Genomic DNA, 20,677 nt, shown 5'->3' with positions numbered 1-20,677 from the left:
TTTGATCGTGACCGGCCCCGGAAACCGCACGTATCCGCGATTCCAGCCCTTGCCTGGACATTCGGGACAGTCTAAGGGTCTCCCCGATGCGGTCAAGGGTCTTGGCCATCCAACTAATAGACCAATTGCACACCATGACATTGCAATGACTGCAGGTTGACCGTGCTCACGCCCAGGTCGATGCCGAGCTCGCTGGTGAGAAATGTCGTCAAGGACTGCCCCAGCGCGTTGAGCGGGGCCTGCAAAAGTTGCGTGGCCAACCCAAGCACAGGGGCCAGCACGTTGGGCTGGGATGTGGTGCCCCCGTTCATGGCGTTCTGGATGAGTGCGATGCAGGCACTCGATGACGCCACGCAGCCCACGGTCAGCAGCGTATTGCCGAGCAGATTGGTTACCCCGCCCAGCACGCCCGTCACGCCCGAAAGCAGGCCGGAAACATTGAGCGTCAACGCGCTGCCTAGGATATCGGTCACCTGCTGCGGGGTGCCTTGCAGGAATGTCTTCAGTGCAGTCGAGTCCGTGTTCAGCTGGCCAAGTGCAGCGTTCAGCTGATTGAGGTTGGGTGTAAGTCCCTTGTTGTACGAAGTGGTGTTCTGCCAAAGATCTGCGGCCAGTGCGCCCGACATCGAATTGGGGGAGCCTGTCGAGGTTTGCAGCACCAGCGCCGGCAACAAGGCATTGAACATGTTGCCAAGCGTCGTGCCGATGTTCAGGGCCGTGCCGTCCGAAGGAATGTTCGCGCTGTCGCCGACCGCCAGTGTGCCGGTGCCGTTGGCAGTCAGTCCGGTGAACGAAAAAGGTTTGCCGGTGGACACCAGCAAGTTATCCACCTTCACCTGCAGCATGGGATTGGTGTTTGTGACGGGTATCTGGCTGCAGCTTCCCGCCGTGCTGAATGCATTGGCCTGGGTGATGCCGCCCACGCACATGTTGAGGATGGACGACGTGACGCCGAATGTTGCGTGCTGGGGCGGCGCTGCGTCCGTGCACAAACTGTTGAGTGTCGCCTTTGCATTCACCAGGTCCACCGCAATGGGAACGTCAAGGCTGATGGACGTATGGGCCAATGTGCTTGCCAGCGTGCCGATCAAGGGAATGCTGTTGGTGGAAAGGGTGACTTCGATGAAGGCGCGGATCTGTGACGTCGACGCGGTGGTACCCACACCACCGATACCGATGGAAGGTGGTTCGACAACGGCGACTGCCGTGTTGATATTGAGCCCGAGAACCGATGCAGGCGTACCCAATGTCAGTTGAGCCGCATGCTGGCCCGTCGCCACACCGATGGCTGTCGCAATGACCTGTAGCGCATCGACCTGCGCGTTCAACGCGGTCTGCGCTGCAGAATCGGGTGCCGTGATCTGCGCGAACAGGCTGCCGGGTGCATTGGCGGTGCCCGTCGAGCCCAGTGTCACCTTGCCTGGCGCCGTACCGAGCTGGGTGGTGAGTGCGTTTACCAGCGTCGCGTTGGTGCTGAGCAGTTGTTGTTGTCCCGCGGCGTTCACTACGGCGTTGAGCACGTCGATAAGTGCATGTGCCTGCACCGACGCAGCGAGCAATTGATTCAGGCCGCCAACCGTGATGTCCGAGGGCACGGCTACGCCCAGTTGCTGCAGCAGGCCCGCGGGGGTGATCTTGGCGGTCGCCAGCCCGTTGTAACCCACCAGTGACACGCCGGACAGCTGGATCCCGATGCCCGCCAGCAATTGGCCCAGCGGGGCGCTTCCATCCACGGTTGCGAGAGTGCTGCCAATGGAGAACACGGCAATGGGCTGCAGGCCAGAGGCGACCGCTTCGGCAGAGACATCAGGGAACGCGCCCGCCATGCCCCAGATGGGAAGCACGGGTCGCTGCGCCAGCACTTTCACCGCGTTGGGCGTACCGCCAGCTGGTGTGGCGCTGAAATGATCGACGATGCCCGCATTGGCCACCGGGTCCCACGTGCCGCATGTGACCGTGAGCGTCTGCGTGAATCCGTTCTCCGTGCGCGCATTGCCGCTGGCCGCCGTATTGCCTTGGTTGCCAGGTACGCACGCATTCAAGTCCTGCGCGCCCGCCAGTGCAGCGAGGTCCGCCACTTTCTGCGTGTCGCGCTTGGCCCAATACAGATAGCCGATCTCCATCAGGCCAAGCATGCCCAGCATGGATACAAGCATCAGCAGCATCGCGAAGCCGGTGGCGCCACGCTGCATGATTGACGACGTCACGTCCGAACGTATCGGACGCATTGCCTCATGCCGGGTCGATGATGGGCGCATGGTGTCAGGGTGCTCCGGAGGAACCAGTCGAACCACTTTGATTTTTTGAAACGGTGCCGTCGAAGAATTGCGGGATCGGGTGATCGAAACTCTTCAGGTAACGCTGGTAGCTCGCCGAGGCTTCCTGGCCGGGAATGGGTAGCTGCTTTCCGGCGCGGGTCCCTTGAGCCTGCATGCTCAACAGCTGATGCGTCACGTCGCCAACGTCCGTTGAGGTATTCGTGTTGTTGCCGGCGTCGGTTGCCTGCGGCACGGCGACGGGTGCTGCTGGTGCCGCTGCCGGTTCCGCCGGCGCCGGTGTGACTGGCGCAAGCATCTGGCCGGTGATGGGCGTTTGCTGTGCATGCAGTGAGCACGTCGCACAGACAAGCAGGGATGCAAGACCAAACCTTCGGTATGCAGTCGTCTTCGAGAAAATCATGGACGTGCCTCGTAAGCGGTGGCATCGGTGGTGAAGCGCTGGAGCATGCTGGCGGGCACGTTGGTGTTGGCGTTGGCCGGCGTGTTTGCCACGTTCATCGGGGCGGCCGTCGGCTGACTGCTCGAAGCGGCTGTGCGTGGTCGGCGCGCTGCCAGTTGCATTGCCAGCTGGCGGACACCGTTCTGTGTTTCCACCGGAAGCTGGCCACGTTGCATGATCGCGTCAGCACGGGTGTTGTCGCCGGTCAGCATGGCCCACAGCGCCAGGTTGGCAATCATCTTCGCATTGGTCGGATCGAGCTCGGCGGCCATGGCCAACGGGTCTTTCGCGGATGCCGTCTCGCCGTTGCACAGGCGTGCGTAACCGAGATCGCTCAGGTAGGCCGCATTTACGGGTTCCAGTTCGCTCGCCTTGAGCAGTGCGACATCCGCGGCAGACGCATTGCCCGACTGGGCCTCCACCAGGCCAAGGCCGTGCCATGCCGCTGCAGCCTGGTCCCCGTTGAGCAGGCCGCGATAGATCGTTCGCGCCGCATCCAGCTGTCCTGTGGCACGGAAGGCATCGGCCTGGCGACGACGCAGCTCCGGCGTATCGCCAAAGCGCTGCCGATAGGCATCGATATGCGCCAGCGACGCGTAGTACGCACCCTGCTGCTGCATCTGGCGAATCAGATCCATGTATACGGTCTTGTCGTCGCGCGCGTTCGCGCCCGGCGCGACCAGCGATGGCGTTGGTGCGCGATTGGGATAGCCGCCCAGTGTCTTGCCGCATGCGGCAAGCAGTAGGCAGCCAACCAGGGCGATGACAAGGCGGGCAGAAGAGGAGCGAGCAAGCATGATCAGTGTCCTTTCAGTTTGCCCATCGAGGTGATCAGCGAAATCACCGCCGGGCCAGCCAGCACGGTCATCAGCGCCGGAATCAGTGTCAGCATCATCACCACGGTCATCTTCACCGAGAGCTTTCCGCTCAGTTCCTTCATGCGCATCTTGCGTTGCTCACGCAGGCGATCACCGAACTGGCGCAACGGTTCCTGCACGGCCCCGCCGTGTTCGTGCACCTGCACCAGGATCTGCACCAGGCTTTTCAAGCCGTCGTTGTCGAATTCGCACAGGCGATGCAGCGACTGCATGCGCGATCGGCCATGCAGGTATTGCGCGTTGGCATCGCGAAGCTCGCGGCTCATCAGTGGCATGGCTTCCTGAAAACGGTCGGACACCATCTGCAGGCTCTGGTCCACGCTGAAGCCCACGCCCTGCAGCAGGCGGAGCAGATCGATCAGCAAGGGAAGTTCGTCGTCGGCCCGCTTGCGCAAGCGTGCAGCAACGTTGCTCAGCACGATCTTGGGCACGATGATGCCCACCGCCATCGCGCCCATGAAAATGACCACGGCACGAAAGCCGGTGGGCGCCATCCACAGCATCACCGGCAGTGGCACCACCATGGCCAGGGCAAGCCGCATGCCGAGAAACACGGCGCGTCCCTGTGCCGTGTTGTGGTTGATTTGTCCCAGCAGCAGGCGGTCTTCCGGCGTGATCAGCGCCTGGCCAATACGCCCCGCCTCGAAGCGCTTGCCCAGGGTGTCGAGCCAGCGCACGAGCAGCCGCCACCCGTGTTCTTCCGGTTCGTCGGCGTCGCCTGCCTCGCGCGGTGCGGGTGGGCCGAGCAGCGCACGGTCCATCACGCGCGCCTCCTGCCGCCGTTGCCGGTAGTGGCGCACGGCTTCACCCGCCAGCAGGAACAGGCCCGAGGCAAGCGCAACAACGGCGGCAATCATGATCCAGCCCACTTCCACGACACACCCCCTGCCCGCGATATGGTTCTTGTCAGAGCGATTTGGCCAGCCGATACAGCAGCAGGCCGCCGGTGACCTCCAGCACACGCGCCACCAGCAAGAATTTGTGCCCGATGGTGGTGAAGAACATCGGCTTGAAGAAGGTCGGATCAATCAGCGTCATGAAAGTCGACACAGCAATGGGAAGGAACGCCAGTACCCAGGCCGACATGCGCGTTTCCGACGTCACTGCCCTCAGTTCGGCCCGCGCAGCCGCGTGATCGCGCATGAAGTCGCCCATGCGTTGAAGGATGTGGTCCGCGCGCCCACCAATGCGCATCCCGATGCCGAACACGGCGTGCAGCAAAGAAAACTCTTCGAGGGCGTACGGACGCGTCGCCATGGCCAGTGCCTGGTCGAGATCCGCACCCGCGTGCATGGACGACAGCGTGCGGTCGAGCACATCCCGCAGTGGCATGGCGACGGATTTGGTGGTGCTCTGGAAAGCCATGGGCAGACTGTTGCCCACGCTCGTCATGCGGATCATGCCGTCGAGGAAATCGGGAAGCTGCGCCAGCATCCGCTGTTGCTGCTGTTCGATGCGATGACGCAGCCACAGCCACAGCACGACCGTGTACAGGCTGGCCATCAGCGGCAGCGACCATGCGCTGCCGATGCGCCACCACGCCAGCAGCGTGAGCAACACGCCGGGACCGATCAGTGCCAGCCAGATCGCGCGGTCCCTGGGCAGGTTGGCGCGCATCAGGAATTCATCCGCCTGCTTGCCCGCCGGGCGGCGCCGTGGCGCGGCCGGTAACGACGGGGGCAATCCCCGCGTGTCTGCCGGCACGCGCGCCACCAGTCGCTGCTCGATGCTTTCCAGGTTGCGACGCTGCTGCAGACGCAAAGCGCTGCCCCACCAAAGCTCCACCGCACCAGCGAGCATCAGCAGCACGAAGCTGGCGAGGGCGAGCGCCTGGATCATGCGAAGGGGCCGTTGGACTCGCGCAGCATCTGGCGGAAGGGTTCGAGCTTCGTGGTATGCGGCTGCAGGCCAAGGCTCATCCAGCGATCGACATCCTTGCCATCGCGATCGACGAAAGGATCATGGCGATACATGTCCTGCGTGGTGATCACGTTGTCGCCCACGCCGGTGACTTCGGTGATGGACGAGATCACGCGGCGACCGTTGCTCAGGCGCGCAATCTGCACGATGAAATCCACCGCGCTGGCAATCTGGCGGCGCAGGCTGTTCTCGCTGCCCTGAAAGCCGGCGAAACCCGCGAGCATTTCCAGGCGATAGAGCGCATCGCGCGCGGAATTGGCATGGATGGTGGACATCGATCCGTCGTGGCCGGTGTTCATCGCCTGCAGCATTTCCAGCACTTCGGTGCCGCGTACCTCACCCACCACGATGCGGTCGGGGCGCATGCGCAGGCTGTTGCGCACCAGGTCGCGAATGCTCACCGCACCTTCGCCATCGAAACTGCCGAGGCGACTTTCCAGTCGCACCACGTGCGGATGGTTGAGCGACAGTTCTGCCGTGTCCTCCACCGTGATCACGCGCTCGTGCGGCGGAATGAAACTGGCCAGCGCGTTGAGCAGCGATGTCTTGCCCGAGCTGGTGCCACCGGAAACGATGATGTTGCAGCGACCCAGCACCATGGCTTCCAGCAGCTTGCGGATGGCGTGGTCGAACGTGCCTTTTTCCTGCAGCTCCTCGGGCGTGAACGGGTCCTTGCGGAATTTGCGGATGGACACGCAGGGACCGGCGACCGAGAGAGGCTCGATGATGGCGTTCAGGCGTCCACCGTTGGGCAGGCGCGCGTCCACCATCGGATTGGAGTCGTCCAGTCGACGGCCCAGCGGCGCAAGGATGCGGCGCACGATGCGCAGCAGATGATGGTTGTCGCTGAAGCGGATGTTCTCGCGGCGAAGCACGCCCTTGCGCGACACGTAGACGTCGTCGTGGCCGTTGATCAGGATGTCTTCGACTTCGGCGTCGAGCAGAAGATCATCCAGTGGCCCGAAGCCGGTCAGTTCCTTCACCAGCGCGCCGGACACCTGCTGCATCTCCGATTCGTTGACCGGAATGCGCCACTCCTGCACGAAGCTGGCGGTTTCCGTCTCCACGTACTTGGTGACCGTGGTACGCGACCACGACGCAATATCGATGCGCTGGTCTTCGATGCGGTTGAGCAGGAATTCGTGCGCGGCCGACAGCACGTCCTGGAACTGCTGCGTCTGGTCGAACGGCAGCTCCGGTCCATCCAGGCGGGCGGACACATCGGCGCGTCGCAGTGCGGCGGCCAGCAATGTGCTTGAGGAATTCAGCGGCGTTTCCATAGGTTGCCCCCCAGTCGGTTGATCAACATCCTCAAGCCGCCCCTGCCGGCGTCGCGCTTCGTGCGCAGCCGGAATCGGTCAAGGAGTGGAGCAAGCGCACGGACGTACAGGTCGTTCGGCGCGGTTTCGTGCAGCAGCGAGCCACGATTTGCGGTGGTGCGCAGCGGTCGCGAGCGTTCCGGCAAGGTAGCCAGCAGCGGCACGCTGAAGCGCTCGGCGATGCGCGCTCCGCTGATGCCGCATGCCTCGTCGTGGCGGTTCACCACCAGCGACACGCGCAGGTCGCGCGCCTGCGCCCGTTCCAGCTGGCGCAGGCAGGCGTCGAGCGCCACCATCGAACCAATCGACTGGTCGGTGACCAGCCAGATTTCGTCGGCCATCTTCAGCAAGGTGTGGGCAACGTCGTCCAGCATGCGGCTGTCGAGGTCGCACAGCACCAGGTCGAACATGGTGAGAAGGCGTTCGAGCAACGGACCGACTTCCGCACCACCCAGGCTGATGTTGCGTTCCCGCGGCTGTCCCAGTACAGCCACGCCGCTGACGTGGCGCGGCACGGCCGTGCGCACCAGCGTGGCGTCGATGCGGTTGGCGTTGCGCAAGGCGTCGTCGAAATGGAAGTCGCCTCCGGTGCCCAGGTAAAGGCTCACATCACCGCTCGAATGCCCCAGGTCCAGCAGCATCACGTTGTTGGCGCTCGCGGGTGCCACGGCCGAAGGCTTGATCGACGCGGCGAGCGCACCCAGGTGGGCGGTGAGCGTGCTGCTGCCCAGGCCGGGCCGCACGCCGCATATGAGCACCAGCTGCCCGCGCTTCACGGCCCGCGCGGGCTGGCCATCCGCCGCCGTGCGCCATTGAACCAGCGCGGTCTTCAGTTGATCGAGTATTTCGTCGTCGCCCGCATCGATGTCGATGAAGTCGCGCAGGCCTGCGCGCATGGCGCACAGCACGCCAGCGCCGCGATCCGACGCCGCCGAACCGATGCCCAGCAGCACAAGCCCCGGATCGAGCGCCATCAACTGGCGCGCGATCTCGGCGGACGCATCGGTGTAACCCTTGGAGAAGTCCAGCAGCACCAGGCGGGCCTGGTGTGCATCCAGCACGCGGCGACTTGCGGAGAACTGGTTGCTGTCGCACCACGACAGCATCACCAGGCTGCGCAGGCGCGCGGAAAAGCGCTGTGCGTTGTTCTCGTCCGGCGAATACAGCAACAGCGTCGAATCGAGCGCCGGCTTGGTCAAGGTCACCACCGTGGGATTTGCCTGCATGGCCATGTCCTCAGCGCGAGAACCCCGGCAATTGATCGGAGCCCACCGGGTTGAGCAGCCACGAGCCCCACACTGGCAGGTTGTTTCGCTGTTCCCGTTCGCCTGGCAGAGGCAGCTTGGTGGCCTTGGCGATCGGCCGCACCAGGTGCGGCGTCACGATCAGCACCAGCTCCTTGTCCTGGCGGCTGTATTTCAGGTCGCGAAAGAACGAGCCGATGATCGGGATGTCACCCAGCAGGGGGATCTTGTCCACCTGGCTGCTGATGTTCTGGCTCACCAGTCCGCCGATGACGAAGGTTTCGCCGTCTCCCAGCTCTACCGTGGTGTCTGCGCGGCGCGTGGTGATCGCCGGTACGGAGACACCGTTGGCCACCACGGCGTTGGTGTAATCCAGGTCGCTCGCTTCCGGTGCCACCTTCAACGCGATGCGATCGGGCGCGAGCACGGTCGGCGTCACGGTGAGGCCGATGCCGAACGGCTTATAGATGATGGTGGTGGTGCCAAGGCCCTGCGGTTCCGGGATCGGCAATTCGCCGCCCGAGAGGAAGCTCGCACTCTGGCCCGACAACGCCACCAGGGTGGGCTCGGCCAGCACGCGCGCCATGCCGTCGGTTTGCAGCAAATCGAGATTGGCATTCCACGAATGGTTGCCGTTGGCGCTGGTGTGACCCATCACCAGGTTGAACGCGGAGGAAAGGGCGCTGCCCGTGGTGGTCGTGCTCGATAACGGCGAGCTGAAGCCATAGCTGAAGCCATTGTTCACGGCCTGGAAGTTGAGGCCGATCTGGCTCATCACCGTCTTGTCGAACTCCACCAATTTCACTTCCACCTGCACCACGCCGCCGCTGGCGACGCTGGACGCGTCGATCACCGCGCCCTTGTCGCCCACGGCATTCGTGGCCGCGGCCACGCCGCGCTCGTGTTCGAGCATGCTGTCGGCCTGGCCGCGCAGCACGGCTTCGTTGTCCTGCACGGAAATCTGCAGGCCGCTGTTGTTCTGCAATGCGGTTTGACCGGCACTGTGTACCTGCACGGCCAGGCGTTGCGGCGTGGTATCGCCACGACGCCACAGCAGCAGCGTGGTTTCGCCGGCATGTTTGCCCACCAGGAGCGCGTCGCGCTGGCCCTTCAGCATCACGATGTCGGTAACGGAAGGATCGGCAATGGCCACGCGCTCAATGTCCGTCGGCACATGCCACGGCCGTTGCTCATGCACCTGCAACACGATGGAGGCGTCGGTGGTGGCGCTGGCGTAACCCGCAAGCAGTGTCATGCCGGCCAGCAGGGCGATGGTGAAGCGATGCGCATGGATCATGGCGTCACCGGCGGCTGGGCGCGCATCGACGAAGCGGTGGTGCCACGGATGATTTCAAGCCCGGGCGGTGCCGTTCGCCGCGGCGTCCAGGGTGGAGCACTGGTCTTGGAACGCCCGATCAGGCCCGGTTCTGCCACGCCTGCATAGGCGCGGTTTTCCGGAAGCGCCAGCCAGCCACGTTGTTCCGCATTGAGATCGTTGCGTGGCGACAGCACCGTGGCCGGCATGGGAAACAGCATGTCGCTGGGCATGCCGTCATCGCCAGGATGACGCAGGGCAAGCGACAGCCGGCCGCTGTGTGCGCCAAGCACGAGCGGATCGATGTCGGCCAGCGGCACGGCGAGCACGGCCATCCTGGCTGGCGGTTCGGCCTGGTCGGTCTTTACGGCTGGTGCGGCGCCGACATGCGGCAGGTCGCGCGCACCGTAGGCAAGCACGCGCAGGCGCGAAGCGATCAGTCGGGTCTGCGACTGATCCTTGGCCAGGTTGTTGGGCATCGGTTCCGCCGTCTTCAGCGTCAGCACCACATCCACGTAGTCACCGGGCTGCACGCGATAGCCGACGCCCGAGATTTCATCGACCGGCACCGCGAGAGCGCGTTCACCGGGACGCAGCTGCATGGCGATGGGGTTGGACAAAAGCGACGCGGTGATCACGGTGCCTTCGGGAATGTTCACGCGTGGCACTTCGCCCACCAGCAATTCGGGCTGGGCAAAACTGCCTTCGGGCATGGAGGGGGCCGGGATTTCGCGCAGCGACGTGGCGCGGATCACTTCCCCTCCCGGGAGCATCTGCGCAGCCACCACCACGCGCGCCACGTTGGCCGGTGGAGCGGGTACAGCCGGCGCCGTGGGTGCTGCGACGGCTTTCATCGCATCGGCTTCCTGATGGCGCCTGCCGAGCGTAAAGGCGACCATGGCCAGCACCGTCGCGAGGACGACCAGCAAGATGGCGGCGATGCGTGACACGTTGTGCATCTGAAAGCGTCTCCGGTTCTCGTTGTCTCGTCAGCTGCCCGAGAGATCCAGCTGCACGGTGGCCGTGCTGCTGAGGTTGGAAGTCATGAGCCAGCCGTACAGCGCGCTGACGCCGGGAACAAACGGGTGCGCGTTGTAATTGAAGGAGGTCACCACGGTGATGCACTGCATCGTTGCGTTGCTGGGGCAGGCCGAAGCCGCCGACACGGCAATGGCTGTATAGGCGCCGCCGGGCGCCGTCGGCGTGCCGCAGTTGGGGGTGTCCCCGGAAAACGCCAGCAGCCACGACATGGAGCGTTGCGCCGCGTAGCAGGCATTGCTTTGCCGCTGTGCCGTGGTGCCGTATTGAAGCGCGGCGCGGGCGCCTTCGGCCGAGGCCAGCGACAGGGATTGCTGGGCGGCGAAAATCATCGCGCCCGTGAAGGAAATCAGCAGCAGCGGCAGCACGCCAAGCAGGAAGATCAGCGCGAACTCGATAGCCGCGACGCCACGCTGGCGTGCCGGGCGGGACGGTGGGTGGCGCCGGTTCACGGCGTCCTCCAGGCCATCAGCTCCGGATGCATCACCACGACCAGCGTGCCAATGCCCAGGTACGCGGCATGTGGCAAGCCCACGCGCCCCTGGCGCGCCAGCATCGAACGCTGCCACAGGGACGACGCATACATATGTTGGCGAATCAGCGACACCGTAGGCCCGTAGGCAAAACGCGGCCGCCGCAACAGCAGCACCGCCACGGCGTGCACGCCGGTCAGCAGGCAGCCGATGATCCAGATAGGGAGCAGGGCTCGCACACCCAGCAGGAAGCCGAGCGTGGCAAACAGCTTTACGTCGCCCGCGCCCATCCAGCGCAAGGCGTAGAAAGGAAGCATGCTTGCCAGGCCGGTCAGCAATCCAGGTATGGACGGCCAAACCGGATGGGTGACACCAGCAAGAAACTGCGCAGCGGCAGCCACGCTGGCAATGCCCAGCGCGGCGATCAGCCAGGCATTGGGTACCCGGCGCGCATACAGGTCACTGGGCACGACCAGCGCGCCAAGCACCGTTGCGAGCATTGGAAGCAGTGCACCCATGACATTCCCCCCGGAAGCCGTGTGGCCGTCCCTGGCCGGCCCCGATGATTCGGTACGTCGCCCTCCGCCACGTATTTCTTAGCCCGTCCCTGTACCCGTGCCGGTTCCTGTCCCGGTGCCCGTTCCGCCGCCGACTGCCGTGGTCAGCTGGCTGAAAATGGTCTGGAACAAGTCGTGTAATGGCGTGGAGAACCCGGCAACAATGGCCGCGGCAACAATGGCCGCGAGCACGCCATATTCAATGGCGGTAACACCGTCTTCTTCGACGAGGAAATTGCGAACCATTGCGTTCATTTTCGTGTCTCCCGTTTTGAGCCTTACGCTCTGATTAAGTCGATTTGAAAAGCCTGCCAGCGGTTATCGACTGGGCGATAAAACGACTAAGCACTTCGTAACTAGTCCATTCGGACTAATCGAACGAATGCACATGCCATGCCTTTCATCGTTCTAATAGGCCGAATGGCTTATTGGATCGAGAAAATAATGGCTGCGGGAGTCCGTCAAATAAGTACTTTCGACGGAAAATCGACGCTGTGAGAAATCGTGATGTTTGTGAATGCCGGTTTCACGACAGTTAATGACGAATAACTGACGCGAACCTTAAAGTCGCGATTTTCGCAGCCCATGAAATCCCCCGTGCATGTACATTCCGGCCTTCCTGGACGGAGTGGTGTACGCCCACAGTCTTGTTCGGGTGTGCGTGATTGCTTGCACAAAAACGGCAGGCGCCAATCCAAATTGTGTGATCTGAATCACAAACTCACGGGTGGCATTTCAGCCAAATCTGGCATTGCCGAATATGTGCATTGGGACGAGGCGTGCAAATTCTTTAATGCACCTTGTCACCGGGGAAAATCGAACAGTGGATTATTGAGTGCATGGATCGGTATGCCTCAGGGGGGCAATCAATGGGTGTCGAGAACGACGTCGGACTGCAGTCGCCCGATCTCGTGACGTTGTGCGGAATTCTTAAGGTCTGTGAGCTGGAGCTGGTATTGCTCGGCAAGCAAGGCCCGAAGGCGCACGTCGACTCGATCGCGTCGGAGCAGGCCATCTATTTCAGTGGCGAGGTGAACTTTGCCTTCCGCGGCCGCTTTACGCTGCCCCAGGGCTGGTGCCTGCTGGGCTATCTTCATCGCACGTCGCAGGAGAGCTGGTGCCACGGCACGTCGCTGGATGCCGGCATGGCCTTTACGGTGTTCCCCGAAGGCATGAGCGAATTCATGCTCAACTCCGGCAGCAGCGTGACGGGCGTGCTGGTGCCGCAGCAGCGCCTGGTGAACAAGTATCTGGAACTCAATCCACACCAGGCTGACGTACCGACGCGTGCCATTTCGCTCTTCATGCTGTCCGACGACGACCGCGCCCGCGCGTTGCGCACCCGGCTCGAGGCCGTGCGTGAGTGCGTGCTTCAGGGGCCGGGCGAGGGTTCGGTGTCGGACATCGACCTGGATGCCCTGCTGGAAACACACCTGATTGCCGCGCTGTCTGCGCGCGCCGAAGACCGGCCGCCGTGTTCGCGCGGCCGGCGCACGCATTACCTGGCCATGCAGCGCGCCGAGGAATTCATGCGGCGCAACCTGCGGCGGGACATCTACATCACCGAGTTGTGCAATGCCGCCGGTGTGAGCGAACGCGCCTTGCGCTATGCCTTCGACGATTTGCTGGGCGTGTCGCCCAACCGTTATCTGTCGATGCTGCGCCTGTGCACCGCCTGCAAGAACCTCACGCTGTCCGATGCCAGCCGCCGTTCGGTGAAGTCGGTGGCACTCAGTTGCGGCCTTTGGGATCTCTCGCGCTTCGCTGATCACTACCGGCGCGTGTTCGGCGAGCGCCCGCGCGATACCTTGATGCGCGCGCCACCCTTCGAGGTGGCCTGAGGCAGGACACAAGGGCGCCGATGGCGCCCTTTGTTTTTCCCGCGGTCCGGCAGTGCGCTTTTTGCGTTGTGCCGGATTTGTGCAGGGTGCTGCCGTATTTGCCCAAGGCATTGCCGGATCGGCATATGTCGTTGCCGGATTGGGACATCTGGCAAGCGCTGCGATCGCTGTAATGAACCCCAAGCGTTGCCGGTTGCACATGAGGTGTGCCGGTAGAGCTCGCATGGACTGTATGCGCGGACACACGACGTGCGCTGCGCCGGCCAAAAGGGGACTTCTCATGAATCGCATCTATCGTCTCGTGTGGTCCGAGTCACGCCGCGCGTGGGTACCGGCCTCGGAACTTTCATCGCAGCGTCAGCGCACAGCGTCCCGCATGGGCTTCCTGTGCTCGACGCGCACCCTGCTGCTGAGTGGCCTGGCGCTCTGCGCGCTGGCCTGGCACCCGGCATCGCACGCGCAAAGCGTGGACGACGCCAAGCTCAATGATCTGCAGGGTCTGCTCGCGAAATACGGTTCGCCTTCGCAGCAGGCCGTGTTGCCCGTCAACGTCAACATCAATGCACCGTCCAGTGCGACGGGTACGTCGAATGCAGGAAGCACGGCAACCACATCCACCACGTCGGCCGCGCGGCGCAAGAGCATGGTCGCCGGCGTCCGCGTCCGGACGTCCATACCGGTGGTACCCACCAGCCAGCAGATGGGCTCGGGTGTCGCCGTATCCGGCGCGCCGGTGCGCACGAACGGTGTCGATGTCGCCGCACTGGGCCAGGGCCTGGTGTCGGCCGTATTGCCTGGTAACAACGACGTTGCCGATCGCAACCGCTCGGTGGTCATTGCTACGCACGCCGCCGTCACCAGTTCGCTGGTGGACAACAACGCGCCCGCGCTTGTGGGGGCGGATGGTCTTGTCCATGTCGGTACGCCGGCCATTCCTGTCGGCACCTCGGGCGCCAGCGTGTCGCCGCTGAATGCCACGGTGGGCGCGAAAGCCGCCGTGCTCGCCAGCAACGGCGACCTGGTGGATGCGCACGCGCACGTCGGGTTGTCGGTACCGGTGCTTTCCAGCAAGCCGCTGGTGAATGCCAATGTGAATGTGCACGTGGGTGGCGAACTGGTGTCGTCGCTGAAGCCGATCACCGGCAGCCTGGGTGCCGGCAATGTGAGCGGTGTGGTGTCCGCGTTGCCCGGTACGGTGGATGGCGTAAGCAGCACCGTGAACGGTGTTGTCGGCGGCGTGACCGCCGGTACACCGCTTGCCGGTGTCACCGGCACGGTGCTGCCGCCGGTGGAGTCCACGCTGCACAACGTGACCGGCACGCTCGCCGGTGCCGGTAGTGGCTCCGGGCTGGGCGGCGTATTGGGAGCGAATGGCCTGGTGTCCACGTTGCCGTCGACTGTCGATGGCGTGAACAATGCAGTGAACGGTGTCGTTGGCGGTGTCACTGCCGGCACGCCGCTCGCCGGTGTCACCGGCACCGTGTTGCCGCCGGTGGAATCGACGCTGCACAACGTGGCGACGACGGTCGCAGGCACGGGAACCAGCGGCGGCCTCGGCGGCGTGCTGGGTTCCACTGGCTTGACGTCCACGCTGCCGGCCACGGTCGATGGCGTGAACGGCGCCGTGAATGGTGTGGTTGCGGGTGTGACCTCAGGTACGCCGCTCGCCGGCGTGACCAGCACGGTGTTGCCACCCGTGGAATCGACACTGCACAACGTGGCAACCACGCTTGCCGGTGCGGGCAACGGTTCGGGCCTCGGCGGCGTGCTGGGTTCCAACGGTCTTGTATCCACATTGCCGGCGACGGTCGATGGCGTGAATGGCGCGGTGAACAGTGTGGTTGGCGGCGTGACCGCTGGAACGCCGGTTGCGGGTGTGACCAGCACCGTGTTGCCGCCGGTGGAATCGACACTGCATGACGTCGCCACGACACTTGCAGGAACAACGACAGGTGCCGGTAACGTCGGCGGCCTGGTGTCTGGTGTGACGTCGACCGTGGGCAGCGTGCTGAACCCGGACACGGGTGGCGCGGGTCTCGGCAATGTCGGTGGCGTGGTTTCCGGTGTGACGTCGACCGTCGGCAGCGTGCTGAATCCGGTCACGGGTGGCACGGGCCTCGGCAATGTCGGTGGCGTGGTTTCCGGTGTGACGTCGACCGTCGGCAGCGTGCTGAACCCGGTCACGGGTGGCACGGGCCTCGGCAACGTCGGTGGCGTGGTTTCCGGTGTGACGTCGACCGTCGGCAGCGTGCTGAACCCGGGCACGGGTGGCACGGGCCTCGGCAACGTCGGTGGGGTGGTTTCCGGTGTGACGTCGACGGTCGGCAGCGTGCTGAGCCCGGCAACGGGTGGCACCGGCCTCGGCAACGTCAGCGGTGTGGTGTCCGGTGTGACATCGACCGTCGGCAGCGTGCTCAATCCGGTGACGGGCGGCACGGGCCTCGGCAATGTCGGTGGTGTGGTATCCGGTGTGACATCGACCGTGGGCAGCGTGCTGAATCCGGTCACGGGTGGCGCCGGTCTCGGCAACTTCGGTGGCGTGGTTTCCGGTGTGACATCGACCGTTGGCAGTGTGCTGAACCCGGCGGCGGGTGGCACCGGCCTCGGCAATATCGGCGCCATCGCTTCCAATCTTCCTGCGGTGGTCTCCGGTGCCACCAACACGGTGTCGAGCGTGGTCAGTGGTGTTACGGCGGGCACGCCGCTCGCGGGTACCGCGACGGGTGTTGTGCAGCCGGTGACTTCGACGATCAACAACGTCGTGGGCAGCGTTGCGAATACCGGTTCGGGCAATGGCCTGGGTGGCCTGGTGGCGGGTGTGACGTCCACGGTGGGCAGCGTGCTGAACCCGGTGGCGGGTGGCACGGGCCTGGGCGGTGTTGGCGGCGTGGTGTCGGGCGTCACCTCGACGGTCGGCAGCGTGCTTGGCTCGGCGACGTCCGGCGGTGCGACGGGCACGGTATCGAATCTTCCTTCCACGGTGAGTGGTGTCACCAATACGGTGACGGGCATCGTGGGTGCGGTGACGGCGGGCACGCCGCTCGCCGGTACGGCCACCGGCGTACTGCAGCCGGTGACGGGCGCGCTCAACAATGTCGTCGGCGCAGTCGCCGGCACGACCTCCGGCGGCCTTGGTGGCGTGCTGGGTTCGGGCAGTTCGTCGTCGCTCGGCAAGGTATTGCCGGATGTGGGCAAGACCGTCGGCAATGTCACTTCGACCGTGGGCGATGTGCTGTCGCAGCCGAACGGCACGGGTCTTACCAATGTGCTCGGGCAGGGCGGCACGGCGTCGTCGCTGCTGGGCAATCTCACCAACACGGTGGCCGATACGGCGAACAGCGTGCCTGGCGTGCAGCTGGGCGCCACCGGCAATGGCCAGTCGTCGGGACAGAACCTGATCAACGCGATTCCGGGCGCATCGAATCTGATCGACAAGGCGCTGCCCGGCGTGGCTTCGGTGCTTGGCGTGTCGTCGGCGACGACATCGGCAAGCGGTGGCACGGGCAGCAGCCCGGCCGGTGTGCCGGTGGTGCCGGGTCCGTCGGCGACGCCCACGGGCATGATCATCAGCAACGGTGGCGTGGTGGGTACGGCGTCGTCATTGCTGGGTACCACCGCAAGTGCGCTGTTCAACAACACCAACGGCTTCGTCACCAGCGGTGGCATGCAGGTGAATGCGGCGAACTTCACGCAGGGCTACGAGACGGTGAGCGTGGCCGGCATTCCCACGGTGAACCTCACGCCGGTGGGCACCGCGCTCACCACGGTGGGTGGAACCGTGCTCGGCGGCACGGGCGACAACTCGCATCTCACGCTGATCGGCTCGGTGAAGTCGGACAGCTACATCACCAACATCAACAACGGTGCGGCCGGTGGCTTGCTGGGCCTGCTGCTGCCGAACAGCTCGCCGGGTTGGGCATCCACCTGCGCCAATGTGCTGGGCGGCGTGGTGCAGGCCTCGTGCTGGGGCGTGAACGCCGCACAGGATTACCAGGTGCTGATGGGCGACGGCGCCACCGCCAACGGCTCGAAGGAAGTGGTGATCGGTACCAACGCCAGCCACACATTGCCGACGGTGACGGCGGCCCAGGCCTTCCCCGGCAACGGCACCAACGATCCGAACGATCCCACCGGCGTGCCGACCGACGACTACGCCGCACGCCTTGGCCACTCCGTGGTGATCGGCGACAGCGCCAGCGGCACGGCGAATGCGCAGACCATCATCGGTGCCAATGCATCGGCCAGCGTGGCCAACAGCGTGGCGCTGGGCTACGCCTCCACCGCCACGCGCGGTGCGCAAACCGGTTACGCGGCGTATGGCCTGAGCACGCCGCAGAACTCCGCGGGTGAAGTGTCCATTGGTTCGCCGGGACAGGAACGCCAGATCACCAACGTTGCGGCAGGCAGTGCGGCAACCGATGCAGTGAACCTGGCACAGCTGGAAGCGGTGTCCTTCGTCGCCGGCAACGCCGTGCAGTACGACGACAACACGCACACCACGGTCACGCTGGACAACACCAGCAGCACGGATGGCGGCGTCACGGGCGGCACCATCATCGCCAACCTGCACCAGGGCGACATCAGCTCCACCAGCACGCAGGCGATCAACGGCGCGCAGATGTGGCACTGGACGCAGGACACCACCAACATCTACAGCAACTACAGCCTGTACAACGACATCCAGAACATCAGCACCGGCGGCAGCACCACGGTCAACAACAACACCAACGCGAAGTACTGGACCGTCAATTCCACGCTGGCCAATTCCACCGCAACCGGCACCAACAGCGTAGCCGCGGGTCCTGCCGCCACGGCGAGCGGCAGCAACACGGTGGCGCTGGGTAACGGTGCGAGTGCCACGGCCGACAACTCCGTCGCCCTGGGTTCGGGCTCGGTCGCCGATCGCGCGAATACCGTCTCCGTGGGCAGCGCCGGCAACGAGCGCCAGATCACCAACGTGGCCGCCGGTACGGCATCCACCGATGCGGTGAACCTGGGCCAGATGCAGGCCAGCATCAACACCTCCACGCAAGGCAACGTGCGCTACGACACCAACAGCGACGGCACCACCAACTACAGCAGCGTCACGCTGGGCAACGGCAGCAGCACGGCCACCACCATCCACAACGTGGCGGCCGGCACGGCCACCACCGATGCGGCAAACGTGGGGCAGTTGAACGCCGGCATCACGCAGGCGCAGAACTGGGCACAGAACTACACCGACCAGCGCTTCAACCAGCTCAACGGCCAGATCCAGAACGTGAGCAATCGCGCGAATGCAGGCATCGCTGCCGGCATGGCGATGGCCGGGTTGCCGCAAGCGTACGAACCCGGCCGCAGCATGGCCGCGGTATCCGTCGGCTCGTTCCGCGGTGAGTCGAGCATTTCGGTCGGCGTCTCCACCATCTCGCAGGGCGGACGCTGGGTCTACAAGCTCAGCGGCAGCGCCGACACGCGCGGCGATGCGGGCGTGGCCATCGGTGCGGGCATGCAGTGGTAATGCCCGCCGCCAACTTCGGATTGCGATCAAGGGGAATCGTCATGCGAAAGAACTTCGGAATGAAGCGGCTGCTTCCTGCCTTGCTGGCAGCAGCCGTTGCCGTAGCAGCCAGTGGTGCCACGCCGGTGCATGCACAAGCGGCGGACGCGGGTCCGGATTTTCCCGATCCGGCGCGCTCCACCATGCCGGAAGGCGCGTTCGTCAACGTGGAAAACCTGCGCAAGCTTGCGCCAGGCATGACCAAGCACCAGCTGTACGACTTGTTGGGCGCACCGCACTTCAGCGAAGGCGTGTTCGGTGTGCGTCGCTGGAACTACATCCTTGCATTCCGCGAAACCGATGGCGGCGTGATCAAGTGCCAGTTCCAGATCCAGTTCGACAGCCATCATCTGGCGCAGGCGTATTACTGGAAGCCGGAGGCATGCAAGAACCTGCTTGCACCGCCGGCTCCGCCACCGTCCCCTGCGCCTGTCGCGCCGATGATGGCTGTCACGCTCTCATCCGATGCCATGTTCGGCTTCGATAGCGCCACGCTCACGCCCGAAGGCCGCGCCAACCTCGACCAGTTGCTCTCGCGCGTGCAGGAAGCCAGCCATATCCAGGACATCCTGATTACCGGCTACACCGACCGCATCGGCAGCGAGCGCTACAACCTCGCCCTGTCGCAGCGACGCGCGGAATCGGTGCGGGATTACCTGGCCTCACGCGGCGTGGCGCCTTCGGCCATGCAGGTCAGTGGACGTGGCGATGCCGACCCTGTCGTGCAATGCAACGACAGGAAGCGTGATGCGTTGATCGCGTGCCTGGCACCCAATCGGCGCGTCGAACTGAAGGGAACCGCCAAGGCGCGGATGTGATGTGACTTGTCGATGAGCCTGTCGTAGTCGGCACCGTGGCGGCCACAAGGAAATCGGTGACCCCTCTACGGCGCGCCCCCCTAGCGCCGACCACCGTCACGGTGCCGACTACGGCAGGTTCCCGACAAGCACGAACAAAAGGAAAGGCGTCGCGCGCAGTGCGCGTCGTCATCAGGAGCAGGAGGATCGTGCGATGAAATCCGTTTACTCCATCTGCGAACGCGAAGGTCGTCAGTGGTGCATCACCATGGGCCAGCATCTGGTGCGCAGCCAGTTGTGCCCGGCGGTGGCGATCAAGCTGGCGCGTCATCTGGCACGCGAACACCACTACGCCACGGGCTTTCCTTCCCGCGTGGAATTTCTTGGCGGCAAGATGACCATCGTGCTGGCCAGCTACGGCGTGCAATAAGCACGCAGCGCGCACAAAAAAAGACCCCCGGACACGACGGCCGGGGGTTTGCGAGAAATCGGCGAGTAGGGTTCGCCGTGCGTGCCCTTCCTGGCCCATCCTGGGCCGTGTTCAGCGTGTAACAAGCGCGCCGGACAACACACGCACCAATCTCACCGTTCCTCACGCAGCTCACCGGGCGGGCAGGGCCGCGTCCTTGCGTGCCGCCCGCCTGGTGAAGCGTGCTTCTTAAAGGTCGATGCCGAAACCGGCGCCCACCGAGGTCTGCGAACCACTGGTGGTGGCGCCCACGCTCATGTGCGCGGTGGTTCCCACCGGCGTGGCATAGCCCACCGACAATGCCGAACGCGAACCCTGGTAGCCCACGCCGGCGGCGAGACGACCGATGCCCGTGGCCCCCGCCGCGTTGATGGCCATCTGCGTGGACGCCGCGCCCATCGCGCCCTGGTCGTTGATGCGCTTGTTGACCTGTGCAAACTGGTCATTCATCTGCGTGCGCAGATCGGAAATGGACTGCGCGTTGCCCATCGCGGCATCGGTGTAGGCCTTGGCGGCGGCGAGCGTGGTTTGCGCGGACGCATCCGTATACGTCTTGGCAGTGGCCAGCG

Annotated in this window: 16 protein-coding genes and 1 pseudogene; 4 read left to right on the top strand and 13 right to left on the bottom strand. The window is 64.5% G+C overall.

Features of this window, described 5'->3' with window-relative positions:
- Nucleotides 1-113: 113 nt before the first annotated feature.
- The 12 genes from DK366_RS19515 to DK366_RS19460 all read right to left on the bottom strand — a co-directional run bounded on the left by DK366_RS19515 (nucleotide 114) and on the right by DK366_RS19460 (nucleotide 11,717).
- Entirely contained in the window at nucleotides 114-2,228 is a 2,115-nt protein-coding gene (locus tag DK366_RS19515; protein ID WP_157956627.1) for a TadG family pilus assembly protein, read from the bottom strand.
- Nucleotides 2,229-2,262: 34 nt separating this feature from the next.
- Nucleotides 2,263-2,679, bottom strand: coding sequence for a DUF3613 domain-containing protein (locus DK366_RS19510; RefSeq protein ID WP_109127226.1), 417 nt, complete (start codon nucleotides 2,677-2,679; stop codon nucleotides 2,263-2,265).
- Nucleotides 2,676-3,515 carry a Flp pilus assembly protein TadD gene (locus tag DK366_RS19505; protein ID WP_109127225.1) on the bottom strand — a complete coding sequence of 280 codons (840 nt, stop codon included), beginning with the start codon at nucleotides 3,513-3,515 and terminating at the stop codon, nucleotides 2,676-2,678. The genes DK366_RS19510 and DK366_RS19505 overlap by 4 nt, the downstream gene beginning before the upstream one ends.
- Nucleotides 3,516-3,517: 2 nt before the next feature.
- Nucleotides 3,518-4,453: a type II secretion system F family protein gene (locus DK366_RS19500; protein ID WP_109127259.1), complete on the bottom strand. Its 936-nt coding sequence runs from the start codon at nucleotides 4,451-4,453 to the stop codon at nucleotides 3,518-3,520.
- Between the two features lie 49 nt (nucleotides 4,454-4,502).
- Nucleotides 4,503-5,435, bottom strand: coding sequence for a type II secretion system F family protein (locus DK366_RS19495; RefSeq protein WP_109127224.1), 933 nt, complete (start codon nucleotides 5,433-5,435; stop codon nucleotides 4,503-4,505).
- A complete protein-coding gene (locus DK366_RS19490; protein ID WP_109127223.1) occupies nucleotides 5,432-6,796 on the bottom strand; it encodes a CpaF family protein in 1,365 nt (454 codons plus the stop codon). Before DK366_RS19490 ends, DK366_RS19495 begins: the two co-directional genes overlap by 4 nt.
- Nucleotides 6,781-8,061: a fimbrial protein gene (locus DK366_RS19485; RefSeq protein ID WP_157956626.1), complete on the bottom strand. Its 1,281-nt coding sequence runs from the start codon at nucleotides 8,059-8,061 to the stop codon at nucleotides 6,781-6,783. The genes DK366_RS19490 and DK366_RS19485 overlap by 16 nt, the downstream gene beginning before the upstream one ends.
- Before the next feature lie 10 nt (nucleotides 8,062-8,071).
- Nucleotides 8,072-9,334: a type II and III secretion system protein family protein gene (locus tag DK366_RS19480; RefSeq protein WP_232821126.1), complete on the bottom strand. Its 1,263-nt coding sequence runs from the start codon at nucleotides 9,332-9,334 to the stop codon at nucleotides 8,072-8,074.
- Nucleotides 9,335-9,372: 38 nt separating this feature from the next.
- The gene (gene cpaB / locus DK366_RS19475) at nucleotides 9,373-10,353 is read right to left on the bottom strand and encodes a Flp pilus assembly protein CpaB (RefSeq protein ID WP_109127220.1); all 981 of its coding nucleotides are present in this window, start codon (nucleotides 10,351-10,353) and stop codon (nucleotides 9,373-9,375) included.
- A gap of 30 nt (nucleotides 10,354-10,383) precedes the next feature.
- Entirely contained in the window at nucleotides 10,384-10,884 is a 501-nt protein-coding gene (locus DK366_RS19470; protein ID WP_109127219.1) for a TadE/TadG family type IV pilus assembly protein, read from the bottom strand.
- Nucleotides 10,881-11,423 carry a prepilin peptidase gene (locus DK366_RS19465; RefSeq protein WP_109127218.1) on the bottom strand — a complete coding sequence of 181 codons (543 nt, stop codon included), beginning with the start codon at nucleotides 11,421-11,423 and terminating at the stop codon, nucleotides 10,881-10,883. The genes DK366_RS19470 and DK366_RS19465 overlap by 4 nt, the downstream gene beginning before the upstream one ends.
- Before the next feature lie 78 nt (nucleotides 11,424-11,501).
- Entirely contained in the window at nucleotides 11,502-11,717 is a 216-nt protein-coding gene (locus tag DK366_RS19460) for a Flp family type IVb pilin (RefSeq protein ID WP_109127217.1), read from the bottom strand.
- Between the two features lie 614 nt (nucleotides 11,718-12,331).
- On the opposite strand from DK366_RS19460, the gene DK366_RS19455 reads away from it, so the two are divergent.
- The 4 genes from DK366_RS19455 (at nucleotide 12,332) to DK366_RS19440 (ending at nucleotide 20,069) form a co-directional block, all read left to right on the top strand.
- On the top strand, nucleotides 12,332-13,303 hold the full coding sequence (locus DK366_RS19455) for a helix-turn-helix domain-containing protein (RefSeq protein WP_109127216.1): 972 nt from the start codon (nucleotides 12,332-12,334) through the stop codon (nucleotides 13,301-13,303).
- 280 nt (nucleotides 13,304-13,583) lie between these two features.
- A complete protein-coding gene (locus DK366_RS19450) occupies nucleotides 13,584-18,803 on the top strand; it encodes an ESPR-type extended signal peptide-containing protein (protein ID WP_198651636.1) in 5,220 nt (1,739 codons plus the stop codon).
- Nucleotides 18,804-18,844: 41 nt separating this feature from the next.
- The gene (locus tag DK366_RS19445; protein WP_109127214.1) at nucleotides 18,845-19,660 is read left to right on the top strand and encodes an OmpA family protein; all 816 of its coding nucleotides are present in this window, start codon (nucleotides 18,845-18,847) and stop codon (nucleotides 19,658-19,660) included.
- Nucleotides 19,661-19,853: 193 nt separating this feature from the next.
- Entirely contained in the window at nucleotides 19,854-20,069 is a 216-nt protein-coding gene (locus DK366_RS19440; RefSeq protein ID WP_109127213.1) for a hypothetical protein, read from the top strand.
- A 228-nt stretch (nucleotides 20,070-20,297) separates the two neighbouring features.
- On the opposite strand, the pseudogene DK366_RS19435 reads toward DK366_RS19440, so the two are convergent.
- Nucleotides 20,298-20,677 (bottom strand): annotated as a pseudogene (locus DK366_RS19435) (hypothetical protein); the annotation flags it as partial.

Origin of the sequence: Dyella sp. C11 (assembly GCF_003121485.1) — a bacterium.
GTDB lineage: Bacteria > Pseudomonadota > Gammaproteobacteria > Xanthomonadales > Rhodanobacteraceae > Dyella.
The sequence above is the reverse complement of the archived record's forward strand: the minus strand, read 5'-3'. Positions and strand labels throughout refer to the sequence as shown.

Coding starts and splice junctions, on each gene's coding strand:
- DK366_RS19515 (WP_157956627.1), bottom strand. CDS start 2,228: ATGCGTCCGATACGTTCGGACGTGACGTCGTCAATCATGCAGCGTGGC.
- DK366_RS19510 (WP_109127226.1), bottom strand. CDS start 2,679: ATGATTTTCTCGAAGACGACTGCATACCGAAGGTTTGGTCTTGCATCC.
- DK366_RS19505 (WP_109127225.1), bottom strand. CDS start 3,515: ATGCTTGCTCGCTCCTCTTCTGCCCGCCTTGTCATCGCCCTGGTTGGC.
- DK366_RS19500 (WP_109127259.1), bottom strand. CDS start 4,453: ATGATTGCCGCCGTTGTTGCGCTTGCCTCGGGCCTGTTCCTGCTGGCG.
- DK366_RS19495 (WP_109127224.1), bottom strand. CDS start 5,435: ATGATCCAGGCGCTCGCCCTCGCCAGCTTCGTGCTGCTGATGCTCGCT.
- DK366_RS19490 (WP_109127223.1), bottom strand. CDS start 6,796: ATGGAAACGCCGCTGAATTCCTCAAGCACATTGCTGGCCGCCGCACTG.
- DK366_RS19485 (WP_157956626.1), bottom strand. CDS start 8,061: ATGCAGGCAAATCCCACGGTGGTGACCTTGACCAAGCCGGCGCTCGAT.
- DK366_RS19480 (WP_232821126.1), bottom strand. CDS start 9,334: ATGACACTGCTTGCGGGTTACGCCAGCGCCACCACCGACGCCTCCATC.
- cpaB (WP_109127220.1), bottom strand. CDS start 10,353: ATGCACAACGTGTCACGCATCGCCGCCATCTTGCTGGTCGTCCTCGCG.
- DK366_RS19465 (WP_109127218.1), bottom strand. CDS start 11,423: ATGGGTGCACTGCTTCCAATGCTCGCAACGGTGCTTGGCGCGCTGGTC.
- DK366_RS19460 (WP_109127217.1), bottom strand. CDS start 11,717: ATGAACGCAATGGTTCGCAATTTCCTCGTCGAAGAAGACGGTGTTACC.
- DK366_RS19455 (WP_109127216.1), top strand. CDS start 12,332: ATGGGTGTCGAGAACGACGTCGGACTGCAGTCGCCCGATCTCGTGACG.
- DK366_RS19450 (WP_198651636.1), top strand. CDS start 13,584: ATGAATCGCATCTATCGTCTCGTGTGGTCCGAGTCACGCCGCGCGTGG.
- DK366_RS19445 (WP_109127214.1), top strand. CDS start 18,845: ATGCGAAAGAACTTCGGAATGAAGCGGCTGCTTCCTGCCTTGCTGGCA.
- DK366_RS19440 (WP_109127213.1), top strand. CDS start 19,854: ATGAAATCCGTTTACTCCATCTGCGAACGCGAAGGTCGTCAGTGGTGC.